Genomic DNA, 19,916 nt, shown 5'->3' with positions numbered 1-19,916 from the left:
ACAAGACCGAAAACGTTGGAGGTGAAAACGGGCGCATGACGGGCCCAGTTCATTTTTGGAGAAGAGGAAGCGTAATGAAGAAAAAGCCATGGCAAAAATATGTGCTGGTTGCGGCGGGAGTAGCTATGCTTTCTGCCTTGAGTATCAGTGAATATGTGGATCACCATGCCCTGCAGGATCACAGCCGTATATTTCCTACGAAGCCAATAACACTCGTCGTTCCTTATGCGGCGGGGGGCGGTACGGATATTACCGCGAGAGCGTTGGCAAAAGCCGCCGAAAAGCATCTCGGTCAGCCGATCATCGTCGTTAATCGTACGGGAGGAGGCGGTTCTGTCGGGCTGATGGAAGGGGCTGAGGCGCAGGCGGACGGTTATACCGTAACGTATCTGGTCGCTGAGCTGACTACGTTGCCTCATTTGGGACTGCTACCGCTCACCTATGAGCGATTTAAGCCGCTGCTTCAAACCAATATGGACCCTTCCGCCATTACGGTCCGGGCAGATGCACCATGGAAGACAGCGGAGGCATTTCTGGAGGATGCTGGGGCACATCCCGGCAAGCTCAAAATGGGGAATGCAGGCACAGGGAGCATATGGCACCTTGCTGCCGCGATGCTGGAGCAGAAAAGCGGAGTCCGCTTTACCCATATCCCTTATGAGGGAGCAGGCCCAGCCGTCTCCGCTTTAATGAGCGGATTTGTGGATGCTGTACCCGTCAGTCCCGCAGAAGTGAAGAAATACGTGGACGAAGGGAAACTTCGCATACTGGCGATCCAGGCAGACACTATTTCGGAAGCGTTTCCAAAAGCGCCGACACTACAGCAAGCCACTGGGCTGCGTGTACATTTTATTGGCACTTGGAGAGGGCTGGCTGTACCCAAGGATACACCGGATGAAGTTGCTCAAACGCTGACGGATGCACTGATCAAGGGGACGAAAGACGAGGAATTCAGGGAGGAAATGCGTAAGCATGGGTTGGGATTGCGTGTCCAGGATGCAGAGGCATTCGCGCGGCAACTGAAGGAGAGTCACGATACCTTCGCGAGACTGATTCCCGAGCTCGGCTTGAGCCGCAAGTAACACGGCCTTGTTTTTGCATTGGCAAAAACGAAAGGGTTGAACGAAGTTATGAAAATCAAACAAAACATTGATAAAATTCCAGGGGGCATTATGCTGGTGCCGCTGTTTATTGGCGCACTTTTTCATACATTTACTCCATGGGCAGGCGACTATTTTGGATCTTTTACCAAGGGGCTGATGACAGGTACGGTACCCATCTTGGCAGTGTGGTTTTTTTGTATGGGTGCTTCCATAGATGTGCGAGCGACGGGTACTGTATTGCGTAAATCAGGAACGCTCGTATTGACCAAAATTGCGGTTGCGTGGGTAGTGGCGATCATTGCATCCAGATTGCTGCCTGTTAGTGGTGTAGAAAGTGGACTATTTGCAGGTTTGTCGGTGCTGGCGCTGATCTCGGCTATGGATATGACGAACGGCGGGTTATACGCCTCCATTATGCAGCAGTATGGCTCCAAGGAAGAGGCAGGAGCATTTGTACTGATGTCACTGGAATCGGGTCCGTTGGTGACCATGATTATTTTGGGTAGCACCGGGCTGGCCGTTTTTGAACCGCAGACATTTGTGGGGGCGGTATTACCATTTTTGGTCGGCTTTATGTTGGGCAATCTGGATCATGATTTCCGAAAATATTTTGGGAACGCAACGCAAGCTTTGATTCCATTTTTTGGTTTTGCACTTGGTTGTTCCATTGACCTGAGTGTCATTGTCCAGACAGGTATGCTTGGTATCTTATTAGGTATTTTTGTCATTATCGTTACAGGTATTCCACTGATTTTGGCGGACAAATATATCGGTGGTGGCAACGGTACAGCAGGAATTGCAGCCTCTAGTACAGCAGGAGCAGCAGTAGCCAATCCAGTCATTGTCGCCAATATCAAGCCTGAGTTCCTGCCTGTTGCGCAATCTGCAACGGCCTTAGTTGCTGCTTCGGTCATTGTGACCTCGATTTTGGTACCTATTCTGACGGCATACTGGGCCAATTATATGAAGCGTAAGGGGAAATCCCAAGGAGCAGGGCCTGTAAATCCAGGGGCGAATGTACCTAAATGAGGATTTTGCAAAATCCTGAAATAAAGTTTAAGTAATGAGGGTTCAATTGGTCGACGTTACCATTACCCGGGAAATGCTTTTGCAGTTACGCCTTCAATCTAACATCACAAAACTTGTCCTAAAACGCTTCTGCAAACATACATATGTAAGTAGAGGAGCGTGATGGGATTGGAAAACAAGGTGCGTCGCTACTACCAGTTAAAGCAAAAGCAAAAAGAAATTGAAGGTGAACTGACTGATTTGCGTAATGACATTACCGCTCATTGTGCGCAGCAGGAGGTGTCAGATTGGGAAATTGGCAACTACCGAGTCAAGATTGTGCAACAGCACCGTAAGGAATACGATCATACAAAGCTGTATGATTCACTGCCTGATCCGCAGCTATGGCGCTTGTTTTCCAAGCCGGATACGTCGAAGATTGCCAGTTTGCTTAAGCTCAAGGTCATCGCAGAGGAGCAAATAAAAGATGCCGTTTCTCTTAAAACGGTGACGCTATTGCAGGTGGATAAAAAATAAATAAAAAGAGCTGCCCCCGTTTTCGGAGCCAGCTCTTTTTATTGCCTGTTGTTACTTGTCTTCCACCTTCACACTCTATGAGTTATTTATCAGACAAACTTCTTCCCACTCCTTTGAGAAAATGAATGCCAAATCCCATTGCCCGGTTTACATCTGGATCATTCATCGCCTTCATAAGATCGCGCAGACGAGTCTTTTTATTCTGCTTTAGATGTTCTTCGGCTTCGTTCAGGCCATTGGTAACGCTATTTGTCAGCTTTTTCATCAGCTCGGGGTCTACCTCAGACAGCATCCCTGCTGCTCCCATGAGATTATTGATGATGTTCGTCACAGGCTTACGCGTCGCTTGTCCTACAGCGATTTTGGCGATGCTTTCTTTGGCTTTTAGCATAGACTGAGCTGCTTCGAGAAGACCACTGTCGTGCAGCTCGCGTACGATTTCAAGCGTCTTCTGCAATGCTGCCCCATTGTCCGCCAGATCAGCAGTAAGCTGATCCAGCGATTGTTTTTGGCGTTCTTCTTCTGTCAAAACGCGTTTTCTCACAATTGAAATAGGCTTAGCCACGGTTCAACCTCCTTATTTTTGATCCACCAAATCGACGTAACCGGGACGATTCCACTTACGGTCCACTTCAACCCCATTTTGCGGATGACGCTTTTTGTAACGCGGATTGATACGTGGCAGTGGATTTTGACCGTCTACCTCCAAAATTTGCATCCGTACTTTGGCTTGTTTATAGGCCGGTGTGCGGGTGACCACATCGAACGCTCCTCCAGTTAACAGATTGACCGCACCATCATGGCTGGTAGAGTGCATCGGCACATAAATTTCAGTTCCCTGCACCCGGTCTGTCACCAGAACGCGTAGCTTGACCGCACCATAAGGGGATTCCAATCGAACCAGCGATCCATTTTTGATTCCGCGCTCTTCAGCCAATTCAGGGGAAACTTCCACAAATACTTTTGGAAGTTTGAGCTGAATACCCGCTGATTTGGTCGTCATATTTCCTTCATGAAACTGTTCGAGCAGTCGACCATTATTTAAGGTCAGATCGAATTCAACAGGGTACTCTTTTGGTGGTACATATTCGAAAAGTCCCAAACGCGCTTTTTTATCCGGAAAGTTAAAGCCGTTGGTGTGGAGCAGCGGTGTATTGCTACCATCCGGCGATCCCCAGTGGAAGCTGTTCCAGCCTTCCAATACGTCATAATTACATTGGGAGAAAAATGGAGTGAGCGACGCCATTTCCTCAAAAATTTCACTTGGATGGCTGTAATCCCAATCAAATCCCATATGCTTGGCAAATTGGCTGAAAATCCACCAATCCGGTTTACTGTCTCCCATAGGGCGGAGTGCTTCATATAAACGCTGTACACGACGTTCGGTGTTCGTAAAGGTTCCGTCTTTTTCGAGTGAAGGTACGGCTGGCAAAATGACATCAGCGAATTCAGCTGTCTTGCTCAGGAATACATCCTGAACGACAAGGAAATCCAAATTCGCCAGCATTTCTTGGGTGTGGTTGGAGTCCGCATCCACCCATGCCATTTCTTCTCCAGCAATATACATCGCTTTGAGCTTACCTGTTTCAATGGCTTCTAGCATCTGAATGTTGTCCAGTCCGCGTTGACCTGGGATTTGTACGCCGTAGGCTGCTTCAAACTTGGCACGAATGACATCGTTCGTCACGGGCTGATAACCCGGGAAAATATCCGGCATCGTACCCATATCGGCAGCACCCTGAACATTGTTATGTCCGCGAAGTGGATATGCGCCTGCGCCCGGACGCATAAAGTTTCCAGTCACCAGCAGCAGGTTGGCAATCGCAATTGAAGTGTAAGAGCCTGCGATGTTTTGCGTCACACCCATGCCCCAGCAAATGGCAGTCCCGTCGGCTTCGTGAATCATAGTCGCTACTTGAATCAGTGTCTCTTTGGAAATACCAGTTTCCTGTTCGGCAAATTCCAGGGTGAAACGCTCTAGCAACTTCAAATATTCAGGATAGAAGTTTACATGCTCTTCAATGAATTTTGCATCATGCCAGTTTTGCTCAATGATGTATTTGGCTACAGCGGATAACCATACATAATCAGTACCTTGCTTCGGACGAATGAACAGATCTGCGCGTTCTGCCATTTCATGCTTGCGCAGGTCGACCGAGATCAACTTTTGACCGTGCAGCTTATGCGCACGTTTGATACGAGTAGCCAGCACCGGATGTCCTTCGCCCGGCGCGCAACCGACCAGCATGACCAAACCTGCTTTGGCAATGTCTTTAATCGTACCGCTGTCCCCACCGATGCCTCCGGTGTATTGCAGCCCCCATGACGCAGGAGATTGGCAATACCGTGAGCAATTATCGACGTTATTCGTTTGGAAAACCTGACGAGCCAACTTCTGCATCAGATAGTTTTCTTCATTGGTAAATTTGGACGAAGAAATAAAGCCGATTGCTTCGCCACCATAGGTTCCTTGAATAGCCCCCATTTTGCTGGCCATCAGGCTTAGTGCTTCTTCCCAGGTTGCTTCCACAAATTCGTCCCCTTGACGAATTAAAGGGGAGGTCAGACGCTGATCGCTGTTCACAAAATCCCAGCCAAATTTCCCTTTTACGCATGTCGAGATACCGTTAACAGGTCCCTCAGAGGTAGGTTGTATCTTCAAAATTTTGCGGCCTTTAGTCCAAACCTCAAAGCTGCAACCTACACCGCAAAACGTACAGACGGTTTTCGTTTTTTTCGTACGGGTTTCACGCATCGCTGCTTCGGCTTCGGAAATAGCAAAAATCCCACTATAGCCCGGTTCCACTTCCTTTATTAAATCCACCATCGGATTTAATAAATCCTTGCTCATGCCACTCATGAAGCCTGCTTCTCCCAGCATGGATTTCTCCATCAAGGCATTGCATGGGCAGACGGTTACACACTGACCACAGCTGACGCAGGAGGAATCGTTAATTGCAACCCGGTCATCCCATATGACGCGAGGACGTTCAGCCTCCCAGTCAAGGGACAGCGTTTCATTGACTTGAAGGTTTTGGCATACCTCTACGCATTGACCGCATGCAATACATTGATTGGGGTCATATCGGTAGAAGGGATGAGACATATCTACTTCTGTCGGGTCCACTTTCGGTTGATACGGATATTTTTGATGTTCAATCTCCATAAGCTCTGCTGTATTATGCAAAGTACAATTACCGTTGTTGTTATCGCACACTGTGCAGTAGAGGAGATGATTTTCCAGCAACCGGTCCATAGCCTCGGTTTGAGCTGCTTTCGCGCGATCCGAATGTAAATGAATATTCATTCCATCCGAAGCCAATGTCGAGCAGGAACGCATAAGTTTTCCGTCCACTTCCACGATACATGTGTCACAGGTACGGATTGGATCTACTTCGGGAACGTAACACAGTTGGGGATGGGCGATGTTGTTTTCGTTAATCACTTCAAGAATCGTTGTGCTGTTCTTCGTTTTCAGTTCCTGTCCGTTTAATATAATTTTGATCGTACTATCGGTCACGGTTCAGGCTCCTTTCAGATTTTAAATTTAAAAATTAGGAATAAAAAAACTCCACCATAAACACAAGTGCTCGTGTTCCGGCACTTGTGTTTATGGTGGAGTAGTGACCAAGCTCTAGGTCCTGGAGGCCAATCCGCCATTTGAATATGTATTAATAACAAACAGTACGCACCGCCTGTATATCAATAACTTCTGAATAACTTAGATATGTCATTTTCTGCATGTCATCTCGTGTAACTATAACGTAAAATTTAAGATAGTTCAACGGTACATTATTATTTTTTTAATTGATAATGATTATCGTTTGAGAAATCGAAAAATCATTGACAAACGTTCCAGGATTGCTAACAATAGGAATGTAATCTATTTCAGAGCAATCGTAAATGGAGTGTGCGTGGGAATCGCGTATATTTTATTTGTCGCAGCGCTTGTTAGTTTGATTTTTCTATATCACATGATGTGGGATTCGTAAAATCCTGATGTAGATAAATTAACCGGCATTTAGCAGATTCTTCGATATTCATAAGCGAAGAAGTTGTTGCGATGCCGGTTTTTTGGTTCAGTATAAAATGAATGGAAATACCGTTCCAAATTTAGAGTGTAAAGAGTTTTATTAATGAAGACGGATTGAGGTGAACAGGATGGCGAACCGGAGCGACGATCAATGGAATCGTCCGTTACGGGACTTAAGAATATCCGTCATAGACCGATGTAATTTTCGGTGCCGATATTGTATGCCGGAAGAAATATTTGGCCATGACTATCCGTTTTTGCCAAAAGAAAAGATATTGACCTTTGAGGAAATTACGCGTCTTTCCCGTATTTTTGTCTCGCTGGGCGTGACGAAGCTGCGCATTACTGGTGGTGAGCCGTTGCTGAGGAAAAATTTGTCCTCGCTTATTCATTCGTTAACTCAACTCGATGGCGTTGAAGATATTGCAATGACGACAAACGGCGTATTTTTGCCTAGATATGCTGCAGCATTGCGAGAGGCGGGACTAAAGAGAGTGACGGTTAGTCTGGATTCGCTCAATGATGATCGGTTCCGGCAAATGAACGGGGGCAGAAGCAGCGTAAAGGCGGTGCTGGATGGTATTGAGGCTGCGGCTCAAGCAGGGATGCAGGTGAAAATAAATATGGTCGTGCAAAAGGGCTTTAACGATCAGGATATTGTTCCCATGGCCGACTATTTCCAAAAGAAAAAGCATATTTTACGTTTTGTTGAGTTTATGGATGTAGGCAACACCAATGGCTGGAAATTGGATCAGGTCGTTTCCAAGCAGCAGATCATCGAAGCCATTCACGAGCATATGCCGTTAGAGCCTGTCCCACCCCAGTACAAAGGTGAGGTGGCGACGCGCTACAGGTATCAGGACAGAGACGGGGAAATTGGCATTATTTCGTCTGTTACGGACGCCTTCTGCTCCACATGTACACGAGCGAGAATTTCTGCTGAAGGCTCCTTGTACACGTGCCTGTTTGCCTCTCAAGGGTACAAGCTTCGCGCGATGCTGCGTTCAGAACAGTCCGATGACGAGATTAGAGCTTACATTGAGCGTGTTTGGAGAGAACGTACCGACCGCTATTCAGAGGAACGGCTGAATCATACACAGCAAACAACGTCTAAAATTGAAATGTCACACATCGGCGGGTGAGCCGAAGAGCCCGCCTGTCAGAAACAAGGGAGTGGAGCACATGGAAAAGCCAGCTGAGGTAAAACGTGAGATTCTACGTTATCGTGACGGTCAGATCAAGCGTTTTGAAGACACTGTGGTGACGGAGCATCCGGTGACCATCAAAATCAATCAGCAGGAATTTGCTACCATGGTTTGTACACCGGAGTATGTGGAGGATATGGCAGTAGGTTTTTTGGCCTCTGAAGGCGTCATTCAACGGTACGATGATATTGAAGATATTTGGGTTCAGGAAAAAGAAGGTTTTGTTCATATTAAAACCCGTCGCATGAATGAGTTTTATCAAAACTTTCATTCCAAACGGTACATTACCTCCTGCTGCGGAAAAAGTAGACAGGGCTTTTATTTTATGAATGATGCGAAAGTGGCAAAAAGAATGAATGACACCCATGTTACGCTGTCTTTTGACGATTGTTTCCGCTTGATGAATTTAATGCAAAGCTCGGCACTTACGTTCCAAGAGACCGGTGGTGTTCATAATGCAGCGTTGTGCGATAAAGACGGGATGATCCTGTCCAGAATAGATATCGGCCGACACAATGCGCTGGATAAAATCTATGGGCATTGCCTAAAACATGATATTGTATTACAAGACAAAATCATAGTATTCAGCGGACGCATTTCGTCTGAAATTTTGTTGAAGGTTGCGAAGATTGGCTGTGAAGTTGTTTTGTCCAAGTCAGCTCCCACAGAGCTTGCACTTGAGTTGGCTGAGGATCTGGGGATTACGACCGTCGGCTTTATACGCAGTCGTTCTCTGAATGTATACACGCATACCGAACGAATTGATGAACTGGTTGAATCTAAAATATAATTTAAAAATCTTTAATGTACACCGTCATAGTAAACCAGCATGGAATAAAACCTTTTGGGGTATTCGTTCATGTTGGTTTTTCTTGGTACTTTTGTGGTGGACAGTCACTGTACTGAAAAGGAGGGTATGTTAAATGAACTATCATATTCAAGTATTTGCCGGACTTGCGGAACAGATGGGAGGGCCTATAATTACAATGCCTACTGAGCAAGAAACGATGACCGTTGCCGCGTTAAAAGACTTGCTATCCGAGTGTTTCCCTGAATCAGCAGCTCAGTTGCAGGGTTCTTTTGTTGCCAGAAATCAAGCCTACGCCGCTCCTGAGGACCTCGTGAGTATACATGATGAGATTGCGATTATTCCTCCGGTTTCAGGAGGGTAAATTCTATTAATAGGATAGGTGAATTCGATAGAATAGGTGCAAGGGGGCAGATCATATGCAATATCGTATTCAACTATTCGCAGATATGGCGGAGCAACTTGGTGATGTGATCACGGTAGAACTTTCACAGGAAGCGGTGACCATTGCAGACATTCGAAAAAGGCTGAATGAGCTGTACCCGGAAGTGGCTTCACAACTGCCAGGTTCTTTTTTTACCCATCATAAAAAGTTGGCTTCTCCAGATGAACTTGTGCTTCCATCAGATGCAATTGCTCTTCATCAGTCAGCACCCGGGATGGAGACGGTCGTTTCAAAATGTGGCTTATTTGCGATTACGTACGACCCGATTGATGCTGATGAAGTAACTTCAAAGGTGCTCGACCCTTCTCATGGCGCCTCGCTGACCTTTAATGGTACGACTCGGGAATTTACGCAAGGTCAGCGAACAGTGCTACTTGAATATGAAGCGTATGTCCCGATGGCCATGAACACGATGAAGCAGATTGGTGACGAAATTGTAGAGCGTTGGCCTTCTACACGTACTGCGATCACACATCGGCTTGGCACGGTAAGAATTGGAGAGACGAGTGTGGTGATTGCTGTCTCTGCTGCACACCGCGATACTTGCTACGAAGCCAGCCGCCATGCCATTGAACGGTTAAAGCAAATCGTACCGATTTGGAAAAAGGAAGTGTGGGAAGACGGCTCAGAATGGAAGGGGCATCAGCTGGGTGGCTGGAATCCTCAAAATACCCCAAAGCTTTCGAATAAGGGTGAGGACATTTGAACTTTTAGCTTGTCTGATCAACTTGTAGCTATCAATGGATAAGTATGGAGGCGTAAATCAACGATGTCAGAAATGGACAAAATCCAGAAAGTAGAAGTTGCTGCACAAGCACATGCGCATGCGTCTCATGCCCGTTATTCCAGACAGGAATTATTCTCGAAAATTGGACCGTCAGGCCAGCAAAATATCCGTAGTAAGCACGTGCTGATGGTGGGGGCCGGCGCACTGGGCACTGCCAATGCTGACATGCTGGTGCGAGCGGGCATTGGACGGCTGACGCTGGTAGACCGTGATTATGTAGATTGGAGCAATTTGCAACGCCAACAGCTCTATGACGAAGCGGATGCCCGTGATCAGATCCCCAAGGCAGTGGCCGCGCAGAAGCGATTGCAGCAAATCAATTCGGACGTGGACATTCGTGCGCTAGTCCGGGACGTCTCACTGGAGGAAATTGACGATATCGCAGCAGGGGTGGATCTCATCGTAGATGCCACCGATAATTTCGATACACGTCTGCTTATGAACGATTATGCGGTCAAGCACCGAATTCCTTGGATTTACGGGGCGTGTGTGGGCAGCTATGGGACAACCTTTACCATTGTGCCAGGGCAGACACCGTGCCTGCATTGCCTGCTCGGGACCGTACCGCTTGGCGGTGCGACCTGTGATACGGTCGGTGTGATTAGCCCGGCTGTACAGATGGTGGCGGCTTATCAAAGCGCCGAGGCGTTGAAGCTGCTCACTGGGGACAAATCAGCCTTACAGGGGAAGCTGATATCTTTCGATCTATGGAACAATCAGCATCAGGCAATCCAAATCAGCGCCATGAAGAAAGCCGATTGTCCAACGTGTGGTGAGCACCCAGTATATCCTTTTTTACAATCGGAGCATCAGGCTAAAACGGCTGTCTTGTGTGGACGAGATACGGTTCAAATTCGCCCGGCTCCGGGTACTGTACGTGATCTGAGTGAAACGGCGCGTTTGTTATCCCGTCAGGGGGGCAAGGTGGAGCATAATCCATACCTGGTATCCGTTGTTATCGGGACGCATCGAATCGTTCTTTTTCAGGATGGACGCGTCTTAATTCATGGCACGAAGGACATCGCCGAGGCGAGATCGATTTATCACAAATATTTGGGTTGACCCAATAGATTCGACCCGTTATGAGCTGTACAGTGTTTCCTTATTTTCGCTATCACATTTTGGAATTTATAGGATAGGGGAAGAACAAATTGAAAAAGAAATTTGGGTACATATTCACGTTCGTTGGATTGTTGGCATGGGTTCTGGCGGGGTGCTCGTCTCCGGCTGCTGTACAGTCGGCACAGTCCGCACCCAAGACAGAACTAGTCGTATCTGCCGCTGCAAGTCTTCAAGATAGTCTGAATACGCTCAAAGGCCAGTATGAGAAACAGCACCCAGATATCAAACTTACTTTTAACTACGCTTCATCCGGTACATTACAAAAACAAATTGAGCAAGGCGCACCCGCTGACGTATTTATTTCGGCAGGCATGAAGCAAATGAAGGCATTAACCGATGCTTCATTGGTGGAAAAGGATAACGTGCTGCTTCAAAATAAACTGGTTGTGGTTGTTCCGCAAGATAAGGCGAAAAGCGCAGATAACAAAAGCATTACGCTCAATGATCTGATGGGTCCTTCTTTCTTGAAAGTGGCTGTTGGGGAGCCTACTACCGTTCCCGCTGGACAGTACTCCAAAGAATCGTTAACGAAGGCTGGACTATGGGACAAGCTGGAACCTAAGATGGTATTCGCTAAGGACGTAAGACAGGTATTAAATTATGTTGAAACTGGCAACGCCGATGCAGGACTCGTCTATCTGACTGATGCGAAGTCATCCGATAAAACGGTCATAGCACTGGAAGTGCCTGAGGAATTGCATGCACCCATCCTGTATCCTGAAGGCATTGTAAAAGCAACCAAACACAGCCAGGAAGCAGGCGAGTTTCTTAATTTTCTACGGACAGATGAAGCTATGAGTGTGTTCAGTAAAGATGGATTTTCAGCCCCTACAGAAATGACGGGAAAATAGAATTCACAGATAAAGGAGGGGGTTCCGTTTGGATTGGTCAGCTTTTCTTCCTCCGGTTATCGTATCTGTTAAAGTTGCTGTCGTCGCCAGCATCATCGTCTTTTTATTAGCTACTGTGGTAGCGCGGATGATGGCGAACTGCACGCCGCGGAGGGGAACCAGCGTGATTGAGACCGTCCTACTTCTTCCGCTCGTTTTGCCTCCCACTGTTGTCGGCTTTATTTTGCTCATCTTGCTGGGAAGGAAAAGCTGGATTGGCACTGTCTTCGAAAGCTTGTTCCAACAGACGATTGTATTTACATGGGGAGCTGCAGTGGTGGCGGCCGTAGTTGTTGCTTTTCCACTGGCTTACCGTGCGATTAAAGCAGGCTTTGAAGCTGTAGACCCGGAGGTAGAGCAGGCTGCACGTGGACAAGGTGCCAACGAATGGCAAGTGTTTCGCCACATTACGATGCCCCTTGCCTACCGACCGCTCATTTCAGGATACATTCTCGGATTTGCCCGAGGGTTAGGGGAATTTGGTGCTACGCTGATGCTTGCAGGTAATATTCCTGAACAGACCCAAACCCTGCCTACAGCGATTTACACCGCGTCCGAGGTCGGAAATATGACACTCTCTTGGAGCTGGGTAGCGGTCATCATTTTATTCTCTTTTATCATGTTGATGCTTTCTAATCGACTGGTAAAGGATTAGTCCGTGTGGAGTAAGAACATGCGCAGTCTGCCGATAGGGTAGGCTGTGTTTTATTTGTCTTGAGAAAATAAAACTCTTAGACTTCTTCATTCACCTCCAACTCTTGGCATTCGAGGCACTGGAGACTCGCGGAAGGTCGAGGTGGTACTCTGTTTGCAGGCGTAACAGATTCGGTGAATTTTTGTGGTATAATTTACAAAAAATAAGCAAAGGGAGATGGGGAACCATGAAGGGATTTGGGAAAATTTTTGTGGTAGGTTTAGCCATGGTTTTCGGGCTTGGTCTGGTGGCCGGAAATGTGCAACCTCCCGCCGCCTCCGCGGCCGGTACAGAATATTATGTGGCCACGAGCGGCAGCGACTCCAACGCCGGAACGAACGATGCGCCGTGGAAGACGCTGCAGCACGCGGCCGACGTGGTTCCTGCGGGCAGCACGGTTTACGTCCGGGGCGGTGTGTACAATCAGAAACTGAAGATCACCCGCTCTGGCTCCGCTTCGCAGGGTTCCATTGCGTTTACCAACTATGGGACGGAGACCGCCATCATTGACGGCACCGGACTTTCGGTCAGCGGGAACGAAGGGCTGATCGAACTGGCTGATGTCAATCACGTTACCGTTCAGGGGTTTGAAATCCGTAATTTTACCACTGCTTCCAAGAACACGGTGCCCGTAGGTATTTATGTTCACGGTTCGGGCGGCTTCATTAATCTGTCTAACAACAAAATCCATGACATCAAAAACACCGTCACCCCGACCGGCAAAGATCGGCTGGGCCGGGACGCTCACGGTATCGCTGTTTACGGCACGAAAGCTCCGGCTTCGATTCACGATCTTACGATCAGCAGTAATGAGCTGTACAATCTCGTGCTGGGCTCCAGCGAATCGCTCGTTTTAAACGGCAACGTGGACGGCTTTGCGGTGACCGACAACCTCATTCACGATAGTGACAACATCGGGATTGATTTGATCGGCTTTGAGGGCACCGCGCCGAATACTACTTACGATCAGGCGCGGAACGGGTTGGTGAAGGGCAATCGGGTGCATAATAATTCAGTTCAAAATAACCCATCTTACAAGAGTGATGACAACTCGGCCGGCGGCATTTACGTAGATGGAGGCAAGGACAGTATTATTGAGCAGAACTACAGCTACAACAACGATATCGGCGTCGAAATTGCCTCCGAGCACGCTGGTAAAGCAACCAGTAATATTACGGTCCGCAGTAACGTGATATATAACAACCGACTGACTGGCATTGCCATGGGCGGTTACAATGAGGAGCGCGGCTCCACGGTAAATTGCAAGATCGTGAACAATACGCTATACAAGAACGATACGTTTGACGACGGAAGCGGTCAGCTTTTGGTTCAGTATGATACGCGAAACAACGTGATCAAAAACAATATTTTCGTGGCCAGCTCCACGGATGTGCTGATCTCCAATGGATACACCAAAAATTCCGGCAATGTTGTGGATTATAATTTATATTTTGCTCCAGGTGGCAGCTCGGAGGCCAATTGGATCTGGAAAAATAAAGAGTATACGGGATTCTCCGCATATAAATCAGGAACTGGCAACGATACGTATTCTCTGTTTGCAGATCCTAAATTCGTGAATAGCGTGAACGGCGACTTCCATTTGCAGGCTTCGTCACTGGCGATCGATGCAGGGAACACAGACCGTGCCATCATCGGAACGCTGGATATTGACGGGAAGCCCAGAGTAGAGGGAGCCGCTGTGAACATTGGTGCCTACGAGTAAGCCTCATATTTTATGACAAGCAGTGCATACCGAAACTATGCGGTGCCATTGCTTGTACGGTTTTACAATTTTCCTTGCAACTAAAACACCTTCAAAGAGAATCCCCATGTCGTAAGATAGGAGGATAAACTTTGGAGGTGTTTTTACGTTGCAACAAGATTAAGCTATCCTCGGGAAATAAAAATGGAAGTCATAAACATGAGATTAAGAGGTGTTCCTGTTCGAGAGGCTCTGATTAACATAGTTGTTGTACACCTTTGAACCATACGGATTTGATCGACAAGGTATCCGAGATGTTGGTTGTAGGATCACCGTTTACTAATATAAGGTCAGCAAGCGCACCTTCGGCAATACGGCCGCGATCGTTAAGCCCAAAGCAACGGGCCGGTTTCGCGGTAGCCGACTGAAGCGCTTCTATCGGAGTAAATCCCGCCTCAACCAGCAGTTGCATTTCATGATGGACGCTGGCTCCATGAGCAAGGCCGCCAAGATTCGGAACAGGAACGGGGGCAACATCCGTCCCAACCAGAATATCCACACCGGCACGGTGAAGATCCATCACATTTTTAAAGCTATTCTCCAAATTTCCTTGCGGGAAAGTATGGAAGCTAGAGTTCAAAATATCGATCCATTCTGGACTTAATTTGGAATAAACACGTGGATCATTCGCCAATTCTGATGCCGGATTCCCCAGAATGGATGAGTTCAATACCAAGCACGGTATAACAAACGTGCCTGAATCCGCTATGGATTTCACCAACTCGGATGTGAATTCGGGCCTGTCGAGAAACAAGTGACCCAATCCGTCGACTCCAATATTGATGGCGGTTTGCGATGAATGAGCCGTCAAGACGTGGGCTATAACAATTTTATCGAACTTATGGGCTTCTGCCACGGCTGCTTTTAGAATCTCGTCGCTTAAAATAGGTAGTCCAGGGGCACCCAAGATCGTCCCTTCTTCAATCATGATTTTAATATAGTCGGCGCCACTCTCTACTTGGGTATGCACATGTTTTATTGCTTCTTCCACAGTCGTCACTTGGGGCACTTTTTCGTGATCGTGAGCGTAAGCGGCTAGCATAGCTTCCCGGTCTTCCTTTGGTAACTTCTCCAATTCCTTTAATACGAACTCAGGAATTTCATCCTCATCCTGCATTAATTCATCGGGATGACCACCTGGAGCGGTGATTGCTGTGCCGGCAGAACGGACTTCGGCGACGCCATTCACGTTTTTCAACTGGATCTTGCGCCCTCTTTCTGTAAAACTGCCGTTCATTTCGAGTTCTGTAGTGACGCCGAATTTTAAAGCATCTCGTAACCCACCGATTGAAGTGTGGACATGCGCATCAATCAAGCCGGGCAACAATGTCGCATTTTCCCCATCGATGATCGTTGCATGTGTAGGAAGGTCTCCGCCTACTGCAATAATGGCTTCCCCATTGATGATAACATTTCTGGATTCAATAACTTTTTCTCCATCGAAAATACGTACATTCGTAATCGCTGTAACTTTTTCTAACGTAGAGCTTTGAGTTACATTCTGCATGTCGATGCCTCCCTAGTATTCATTTTGAAACAATTAGAATTCTAACTGTTAGTTATATAACTGTCAATGGACTAATCTTTATTTGACAAACAGTTTAGAGCTCTATATAGTTTATTTACTGAAAATTAGAATTCTAATAATTCAAGGGGGTACAATTATGAAAACCCAAAAGGATACGGTTTATCTGGATTTGTTTCAGATTATCGGTCTTAAGTTAAAGAAAAGAGCGGACGAGAGCATAAAAGAGTTGGGATTAAATGCTCAACAAGGAAAAATGATTAGATATATCTATGAGAATCAAGAAAATGATTTAATTCAGAAGGATCTTGCCGATCGGTTTCATCTGAGCGGAGCCAGCATTACAAGCATGCTTCAAGGTCTTGAGCAAAAAGGATTCATAGAGCGCAAAATCCCGGCCAATAATGAACGGCAAAAAAATATTTATGTTTTACCAAAAGCCATTGAATTGATTGAAGCTTTTAGTGACTCTTTCCAAAAGGTGGAGGACGAAATTGTTCAAGCCCTGACCGAAGAGGAAAAGCGAATTTTAGAGGGAATGTTACTCAAAATTAATGAACGCTTATAATTGTAAATAAAATCATGTTCCAAAAATCACTTTCGCTAGTCTCTGTTTTATATGAGAGGAATCGGTTATGATGGAAATGGTAATAGGGATTTTAGTAGATTTTAGGAGAGCGGTGCGATATGAGAAGGGAAACGGGTTTTAACGAAATTATTCGAAAAGTACGTAAAGAGCTGTTTGGGAAAGGCCCAGAACGCATACATACAACCTTTGTAGATAATATGGCCATCACGATGCTGTATGGAAATTTAACCCCATCCGAAAAGTTTCTGGCACAAGAAGAATCCGGGAAAGAGATGGTGCATGCAGCCCGAACCAAAATGGTTCAAAAGATATATCCCACACATTTCAATAAAGAACTGGAGGATTACATGGATTCCCGGCTGCTGCACCTTTTTTCAGATATTAAGGTGGAAGAAGATATAGCTATCTCCGTTTTTGTGTTTGAGGATAATATTACTGCAAAATAAAAAGAAGGCAGAACCGACATAGCATCCATATTGTTGGAGAGTTCGGTTGCACCTTCGATTTAATTAACGATGTCCTAATAGGAATGGAATGAATAGAGAGTTTTTTCTGTTTATACGTGTTTTCTTCTTCGATATTGATATTGGGACCATTGGTAGAGAATAAAACATCCTATGCAGAAACCGAGGATAGCCACCAAGGCCGCCACCAGGACCATGGCCGAGAATACATAAGCGACAATACTCCACTGAAGCATAAATCCTACCCAAGCGACCAGCAGAAAAAAGACAGCCAGAAGCTGATTAAACCTTTGCTGTCCCCGGTCCTCCTGTACATACGAGGAGGGGCTTTTCTTCAAAAATAGCTTGGCTATCCGCATTACCGGATTGAAGTTAAAAAGGACGCCGAGCAACCCCGCGATAAGCGGAATAGCTAGCACTCCATACCCTCCCGTAATCCAAGTAAAAACTACAGATAAAACAATTATCCATTGATTAGCCCTGACTAACGGGCGCGGAATGGAAGCTGGAATTTGACTCATATATATCATCCTTTTCATATCGGAATAAAATAAAAGTTGGAATTATTATAGCCTAACATTTGGGGAATAGATACCATGAAAAACGGGGACTCTGCAACTCCATCTGTTAAGTTTTTTTGCCTTGCTTAATTCCTAGCGATGTATAAGCCAATTTGTTACAATTCTTATATACGTCTATTGGGGAAGATAGACATTATTTTACTCTATGCGCAAATCACGGATCAGGAAAGGAACCTACATAGTTTATGAAAAAAAATGATTTTGGAAATAGGATGAAGGAATACGAAAATGCCTATAGATTAAGCCTACCACGCCGTTTACCCGTAATCATCAGAATTGATGGGGCTCATTTTCATACCTTTACACGTGGGATGACGAAACCTTTTGATGAGAAACTAATTTTTGCATTATGGGAAACGTGTAAATATCTGGCCTATAACATTATGGGATGTAAACTGGTGTATCATCAGAGCGATGAAATCTCACTGCTTCTTACGAATTACGACAAATTAACGACGCAATCCTGGTTTGAAAATAATCTTCAAAAGATGGTGTCCATATCTGCCTCGCTGACTACAGCCAAATTTAATGAAGAAATTCAAAAGGTTTACCCGGGTCATCCTTTAGCCACTTTTGATGCGAGAGCATGGGTCTTGCCTCAGGATGAGGTTACAAACTACTTTCTATGGAGACAACAAGATGCTACTAAAAACAGTATTTCTATGGTGGCTCAAGCCCATTTCAGGCATTCAGAACTAGAAGGATTGAACGGAAATCAGCTCCAAGACAAGCTTTTTGTGGAAAAAGAGCTAAACTGGAACGATCTTCCGGTCTGGCAAAAGCGGGGAATTTGCATTACCAAACAGCAGTACAACAAAGGCGAAGCCGTGAGAAGCAAGTGGGATGTTGATCATGAGACACCGGTTTTTTCACAGAATAGAGAGTATATTAACCAATATGTATACTTGGACAAGGATGTGTAGATTTGGAGTGTGTCATTTTTATAGGAATTCAGGCTTCGGGCAAGTCGACATTTTATAAAGAACATTTCTTCAAAACACATATGCGAATAAACCTTGATATGCTTAAAACACGGAATAGGGAAAATATTTATCTACAAGCCTCCATCGAAACCATGCAGCGTTTTGTTGTAGACAATACAAATGCTACTGTTATAGAACGGAAGAAATATATAGATGCTTGTAAAAACAAGGGGTTTAAAATTATTGGCTACTATTTTGAGCCCGATTATGCAGAATCTATTAAGCGTAATGAGCAGCGTACAGGCAAAGAGTATATTCCTGAAATCGGTATTAAAAGTGTAATGAGTAAACTAGAGGTTCCAAGCTACGAAGAAGGATTTGATGAACTCTATAGTTTGATTTCCATTGAAGGAACGTTTCAGATCAGAAGACTGCCGGAAAGCCATACAATATAGGGGGAGTATCCATGAATATACCTGAGAGATTCATCAAACGTTTTCCAGCCTACGAGGACGTATTTGCCAGCGATCTTGAACATCATCGTAAGCATTTTCTGCCGATTTGCTCGATTAATCTTCAGTTTTTATTCCCGGAGCAAGACGAGTGGCTGCATTTTGTTTCCGTAAAAGAAATATACGAAGGCAGTGTGGGTGAAAATACTCAGCAGTTTCATACCTCATATACCAAGGAAGATATGCTGGGGTTCGATGTCATTGACGGTAAATACAAATTCGAAGCGGACTGGAATTATTTTAGCCTTCATCAGAAAGAGCAATTGGAAGCCACCTATGAAGCGCTGAAATCTACCGGGGATAAAGCGTACCTACGTATGAAGAGAGAAGTCATGGCGTTGGACGGACTGGAACAGGTGTACATGGCTAATGAACAAGACTACCAAGCTCGCAAAGCATTTTTCCTGGAAAACAATAAAATTTATCCATATTCCTCCTTCGGGGAGGCCAAAAAGTCTGTGGAAGAACTCACCCGTGATTTTGAGGAAAAGCAATCCAGCGGTTGGGGGCTGAGTTTCCCTGAAGTTAACGGTATTTTGGATGATATCGCTTTTCAGTCTGACAAGGCTCAAAGTTACATCAAGGAATATGACGAATCTCTGGAAGAGATGCTCCAGTTCGAGCAAACCAATCTGCTGCACGTACCTAAGCGTCCCAGTGGTGAGACTTTTACCTATATCGGTTCTATTACCGGATATTATTTTCAAGCGCGTGGGGCGGATACCGTCTATTTATTTTACGACCAAGAATTAAGCAAAGCGGTAATTTGCTTCGAATATTCATAAGTGAGGGTTTTGCAAAATCCTGAAGTGAATAAAAAACTCCCATAATGGGAGTTTCAGGCTGTCGAGAAAGTCTCGACAGCTATTTTTATGTTGATTTTGTTTAAGACGACAGCGCGTTAATGTTGTATAATATAGGTAACTAT

The 19,916-nt window shown here is 45.7% G+C and carries 20 protein-coding genes; 16 read left to right on the top strand and 4 right to left on the bottom strand.

Annotated elements, in window-relative coordinates; genetic code table 11:
* Positions 1 to 74: 74 nt before the first annotated feature.
* From AC5ELV_RS12300 to AC5ELV_RS12290, 3 genes are all read left to right on the top strand, one after another.
* Positions 75 to 1,082, top strand: coding sequence for a tripartite tricarboxylate transporter substrate binding protein (locus tag AC5ELV_RS12300; protein WP_493430429.1), 1,008 nt, complete (start codon positions 75 to 77; stop codon positions 1,080 to 1,082).
* 48 nt (positions 1,083 to 1,130) lie between these two features.
* A complete protein-coding gene (gene kdgT / locus AC5ELV_RS12295) occupies positions 1,131 to 2,132 on the top strand; it encodes a 2-keto-3-deoxygluconate transporter (RefSeq protein ID WP_493430428.1) in 1,002 nt (333 codons plus the stop codon).
* 162 nt (positions 2,133 to 2,294) lie between these two features.
* Positions 2,295 to 2,648, top strand: coding sequence for a hypothetical protein (locus AC5ELV_RS12290; RefSeq protein ID WP_029515421.1), 354 nt, complete (start codon positions 2,295 to 2,297; stop codon positions 2,646 to 2,648).
* Positions 2,649 to 2,730: 82 nt separating this feature from the next.
* On the opposite strand, the gene AC5ELV_RS12285 is transcribed toward AC5ELV_RS12290, so the two are convergent.
* Both AC5ELV_RS12285 and fdhF read right to left on the bottom strand, forming a co-directional pair.
* Positions 2,731 to 3,213: a helical membrane plugin domain-containing protein gene (locus AC5ELV_RS12285; RefSeq protein WP_493430427.1), complete on the bottom strand. Its 483-nt coding sequence runs from the start codon at positions 3,211 to 3,213 to the stop codon at positions 2,731 to 2,733.
* A 12-nt stretch (positions 3,214 to 3,225) separates the two neighbouring features.
* On the bottom strand, positions 3,226 to 6,168 hold the full coding sequence (gene fdhF, locus AC5ELV_RS12280) for a formate dehydrogenase subunit alpha (RefSeq protein ID WP_493430426.1): 2,943 nt from the start codon (positions 6,166 to 6,168) through the stop codon (positions 3,226 to 3,228).
* A gap of 641 nt (positions 6,169 to 6,809) precedes the next feature.
* On the opposite strand from fdhF, the gene moaA reads away from it, so the two are divergent.
* The 8 genes from moaA (at position 6,810) to AC5ELV_RS12240 (ending at position 14,355) form a co-directional block, all read left to right on the top strand.
* Positions 6,810 to 7,823, top strand: coding sequence for a GTP 3',8-cyclase MoaA (gene moaA, locus AC5ELV_RS12275; RefSeq protein ID WP_493430425.1), 1,014 nt, complete (start codon positions 6,810 to 6,812; stop codon positions 7,821 to 7,823).
* 40 nt (positions 7,824 to 7,863) lie between these two features.
* Positions 7,864 to 8,676, top strand: coding sequence for a formate dehydrogenase accessory sulfurtransferase FdhD (gene fdhD, locus AC5ELV_RS12270; RefSeq protein WP_071641927.1), 813 nt, complete (start codon positions 7,864 to 7,866; stop codon positions 8,674 to 8,676).
* Between the two features lie 133 nt (positions 8,677 to 8,809).
* Positions 8,810 to 9,058, top strand: a complete 249-nt coding sequence (locus AC5ELV_RS12265; protein ID WP_493430424.1) for a MoaD/ThiS family protein — start codon at positions 8,810 to 8,812, stop codon at positions 9,056 to 9,058.
* Positions 9,059 to 9,113: 55 nt separating this feature from the next.
* Positions 9,114 to 9,845 carry a molybdenum cofactor biosynthesis protein gene (locus AC5ELV_RS12260; RefSeq protein ID WP_493430423.1) on the top strand — a complete coding sequence of 244 codons (732 nt, stop codon included), beginning with the start codon at positions 9,114 to 9,116 and terminating at the stop codon, positions 9,843 to 9,845.
* 63 nt (positions 9,846 to 9,908) lie between these two features.
* Entirely contained in the window at positions 9,909 to 10,988 is a 1,080-nt protein-coding gene (locus AC5ELV_RS12255) for a thiazole biosynthesis adenylyltransferase ThiF (RefSeq protein WP_493430422.1), read from the top strand.
* Positions 10,989 to 11,077: 89 nt separating this feature from the next.
* On the top strand, positions 11,078 to 11,899 hold the full coding sequence (gene modA, locus AC5ELV_RS12250) for a molybdate ABC transporter substrate-binding protein (protein WP_493430421.1): 822 nt from the start codon (positions 11,078 to 11,080) through the stop codon (positions 11,897 to 11,899).
* A 28-nt stretch (positions 11,900 to 11,927) separates the two neighbouring features.
* A complete protein-coding gene (modB, locus tag AC5ELV_RS12245; protein WP_493430420.1) occupies positions 11,928 to 12,593 on the top strand; it encodes a molybdate ABC transporter permease subunit in 666 nt (221 codons plus the stop codon).
* A 226-nt stretch (positions 12,594 to 12,819) separates the two neighbouring features.
* Positions 12,820 to 14,355 carry a right-handed parallel beta-helix repeat-containing protein gene (locus AC5ELV_RS12240; protein ID WP_493430419.1) on the top strand — a complete coding sequence of 512 codons (1,536 nt, stop codon included), beginning with the start codon at positions 12,820 to 12,822 and terminating at the stop codon, positions 14,353 to 14,355.
* Positions 14,356 to 14,590: 235 nt separating this feature from the next.
* Here the strand turns inward: AC5ELV_RS12240 and AC5ELV_RS12235 are convergent, their stop codons facing one another.
* Complete coding sequence (locus tag AC5ELV_RS12235; RefSeq protein ID WP_493430418.1) at positions 14,591 to 15,901, bottom strand: amidohydrolase family protein; 1,311 nt, start codon at positions 15,899 to 15,901, stop codon at positions 14,591 to 14,593.
* A gap of 157 nt (positions 15,902 to 16,058) precedes the next feature.
* Here AC5ELV_RS12235 and AC5ELV_RS12230 point away from each other — a divergent pair, with 157 nt between their 5' ends.
* Positions 16,059 to 16,487 carry a MarR family winged helix-turn-helix transcriptional regulator gene (locus AC5ELV_RS12230; RefSeq protein WP_493430417.1) on the top strand — a complete coding sequence of 143 codons (429 nt, stop codon included), beginning with the start codon at positions 16,059 to 16,061 and terminating at the stop codon, positions 16,485 to 16,487.
* A 119-nt stretch (positions 16,488 to 16,606) separates the two neighbouring features.
* Positions 16,607 to 16,954, top strand: coding sequence for a Na-translocating system protein MpsC family protein (locus AC5ELV_RS12225; protein WP_013311231.1), 348 nt, complete (start codon positions 16,607 to 16,609; stop codon positions 16,952 to 16,954).
* Positions 16,955 to 17,064: 110 nt separating this feature from the next.
* On the opposite strand, the gene AC5ELV_RS12220 is transcribed toward AC5ELV_RS12225, so the two are convergent.
* The gene (locus AC5ELV_RS12220) at positions 17,065 to 17,493 is read right to left on the bottom strand and encodes a DUF4395 domain-containing protein (RefSeq protein WP_493430416.1); all 429 of its coding nucleotides are present in this window, start codon (positions 17,491 to 17,493) and stop codon (positions 17,065 to 17,067) included.
* Between the two features lie 245 nt (positions 17,494 to 17,738).
* Here AC5ELV_RS12220 and AC5ELV_RS12215 point away from each other — a divergent pair, with 245 nt between their 5' ends.
* Genes AC5ELV_RS12215 through AC5ELV_RS12205 form a run of 3 tightly spaced genes read left to right on the top strand, consistent with a single transcriptional unit; the run spans position 17,739 to position 19,773 of the window.
* A complete protein-coding gene (locus AC5ELV_RS12215) occupies positions 17,739 to 18,476 on the top strand; it encodes a tRNA(His) guanylyltransferase Thg1 family protein (RefSeq protein ID WP_493430415.1) in 738 nt (245 codons plus the stop codon).
* Between the two features lie 2 nt (positions 18,477 to 18,478).
* On the top strand, positions 18,479 to 18,931 hold the full coding sequence (locus AC5ELV_RS12210) for an AAA family ATPase (RefSeq protein WP_493430414.1): 453 nt from the start codon (positions 18,479 to 18,481) through the stop codon (positions 18,929 to 18,931).
* A gap of 11 nt (positions 18,932 to 18,942) precedes the next feature.
* Positions 18,943 to 19,773 (top strand): siderophore biosynthesis protein, encoded by an 831-nt coding sequence (locus AC5ELV_RS12205; protein ID WP_493430413.1) that lies wholly within the window; start codon positions 18,943 to 18,945, stop codon positions 19,771 to 19,773.
* Positions 19,774 to 19,916 lie beyond the last annotated feature (143 nt).

Source organism: Paenibacillus sp. NMA1017 (assembly GCF_058895805.1).
Note: the sequence above shows the minus strand (reverse complement) of the source record. Positions and strands in the feature narration are given on the sequence as shown.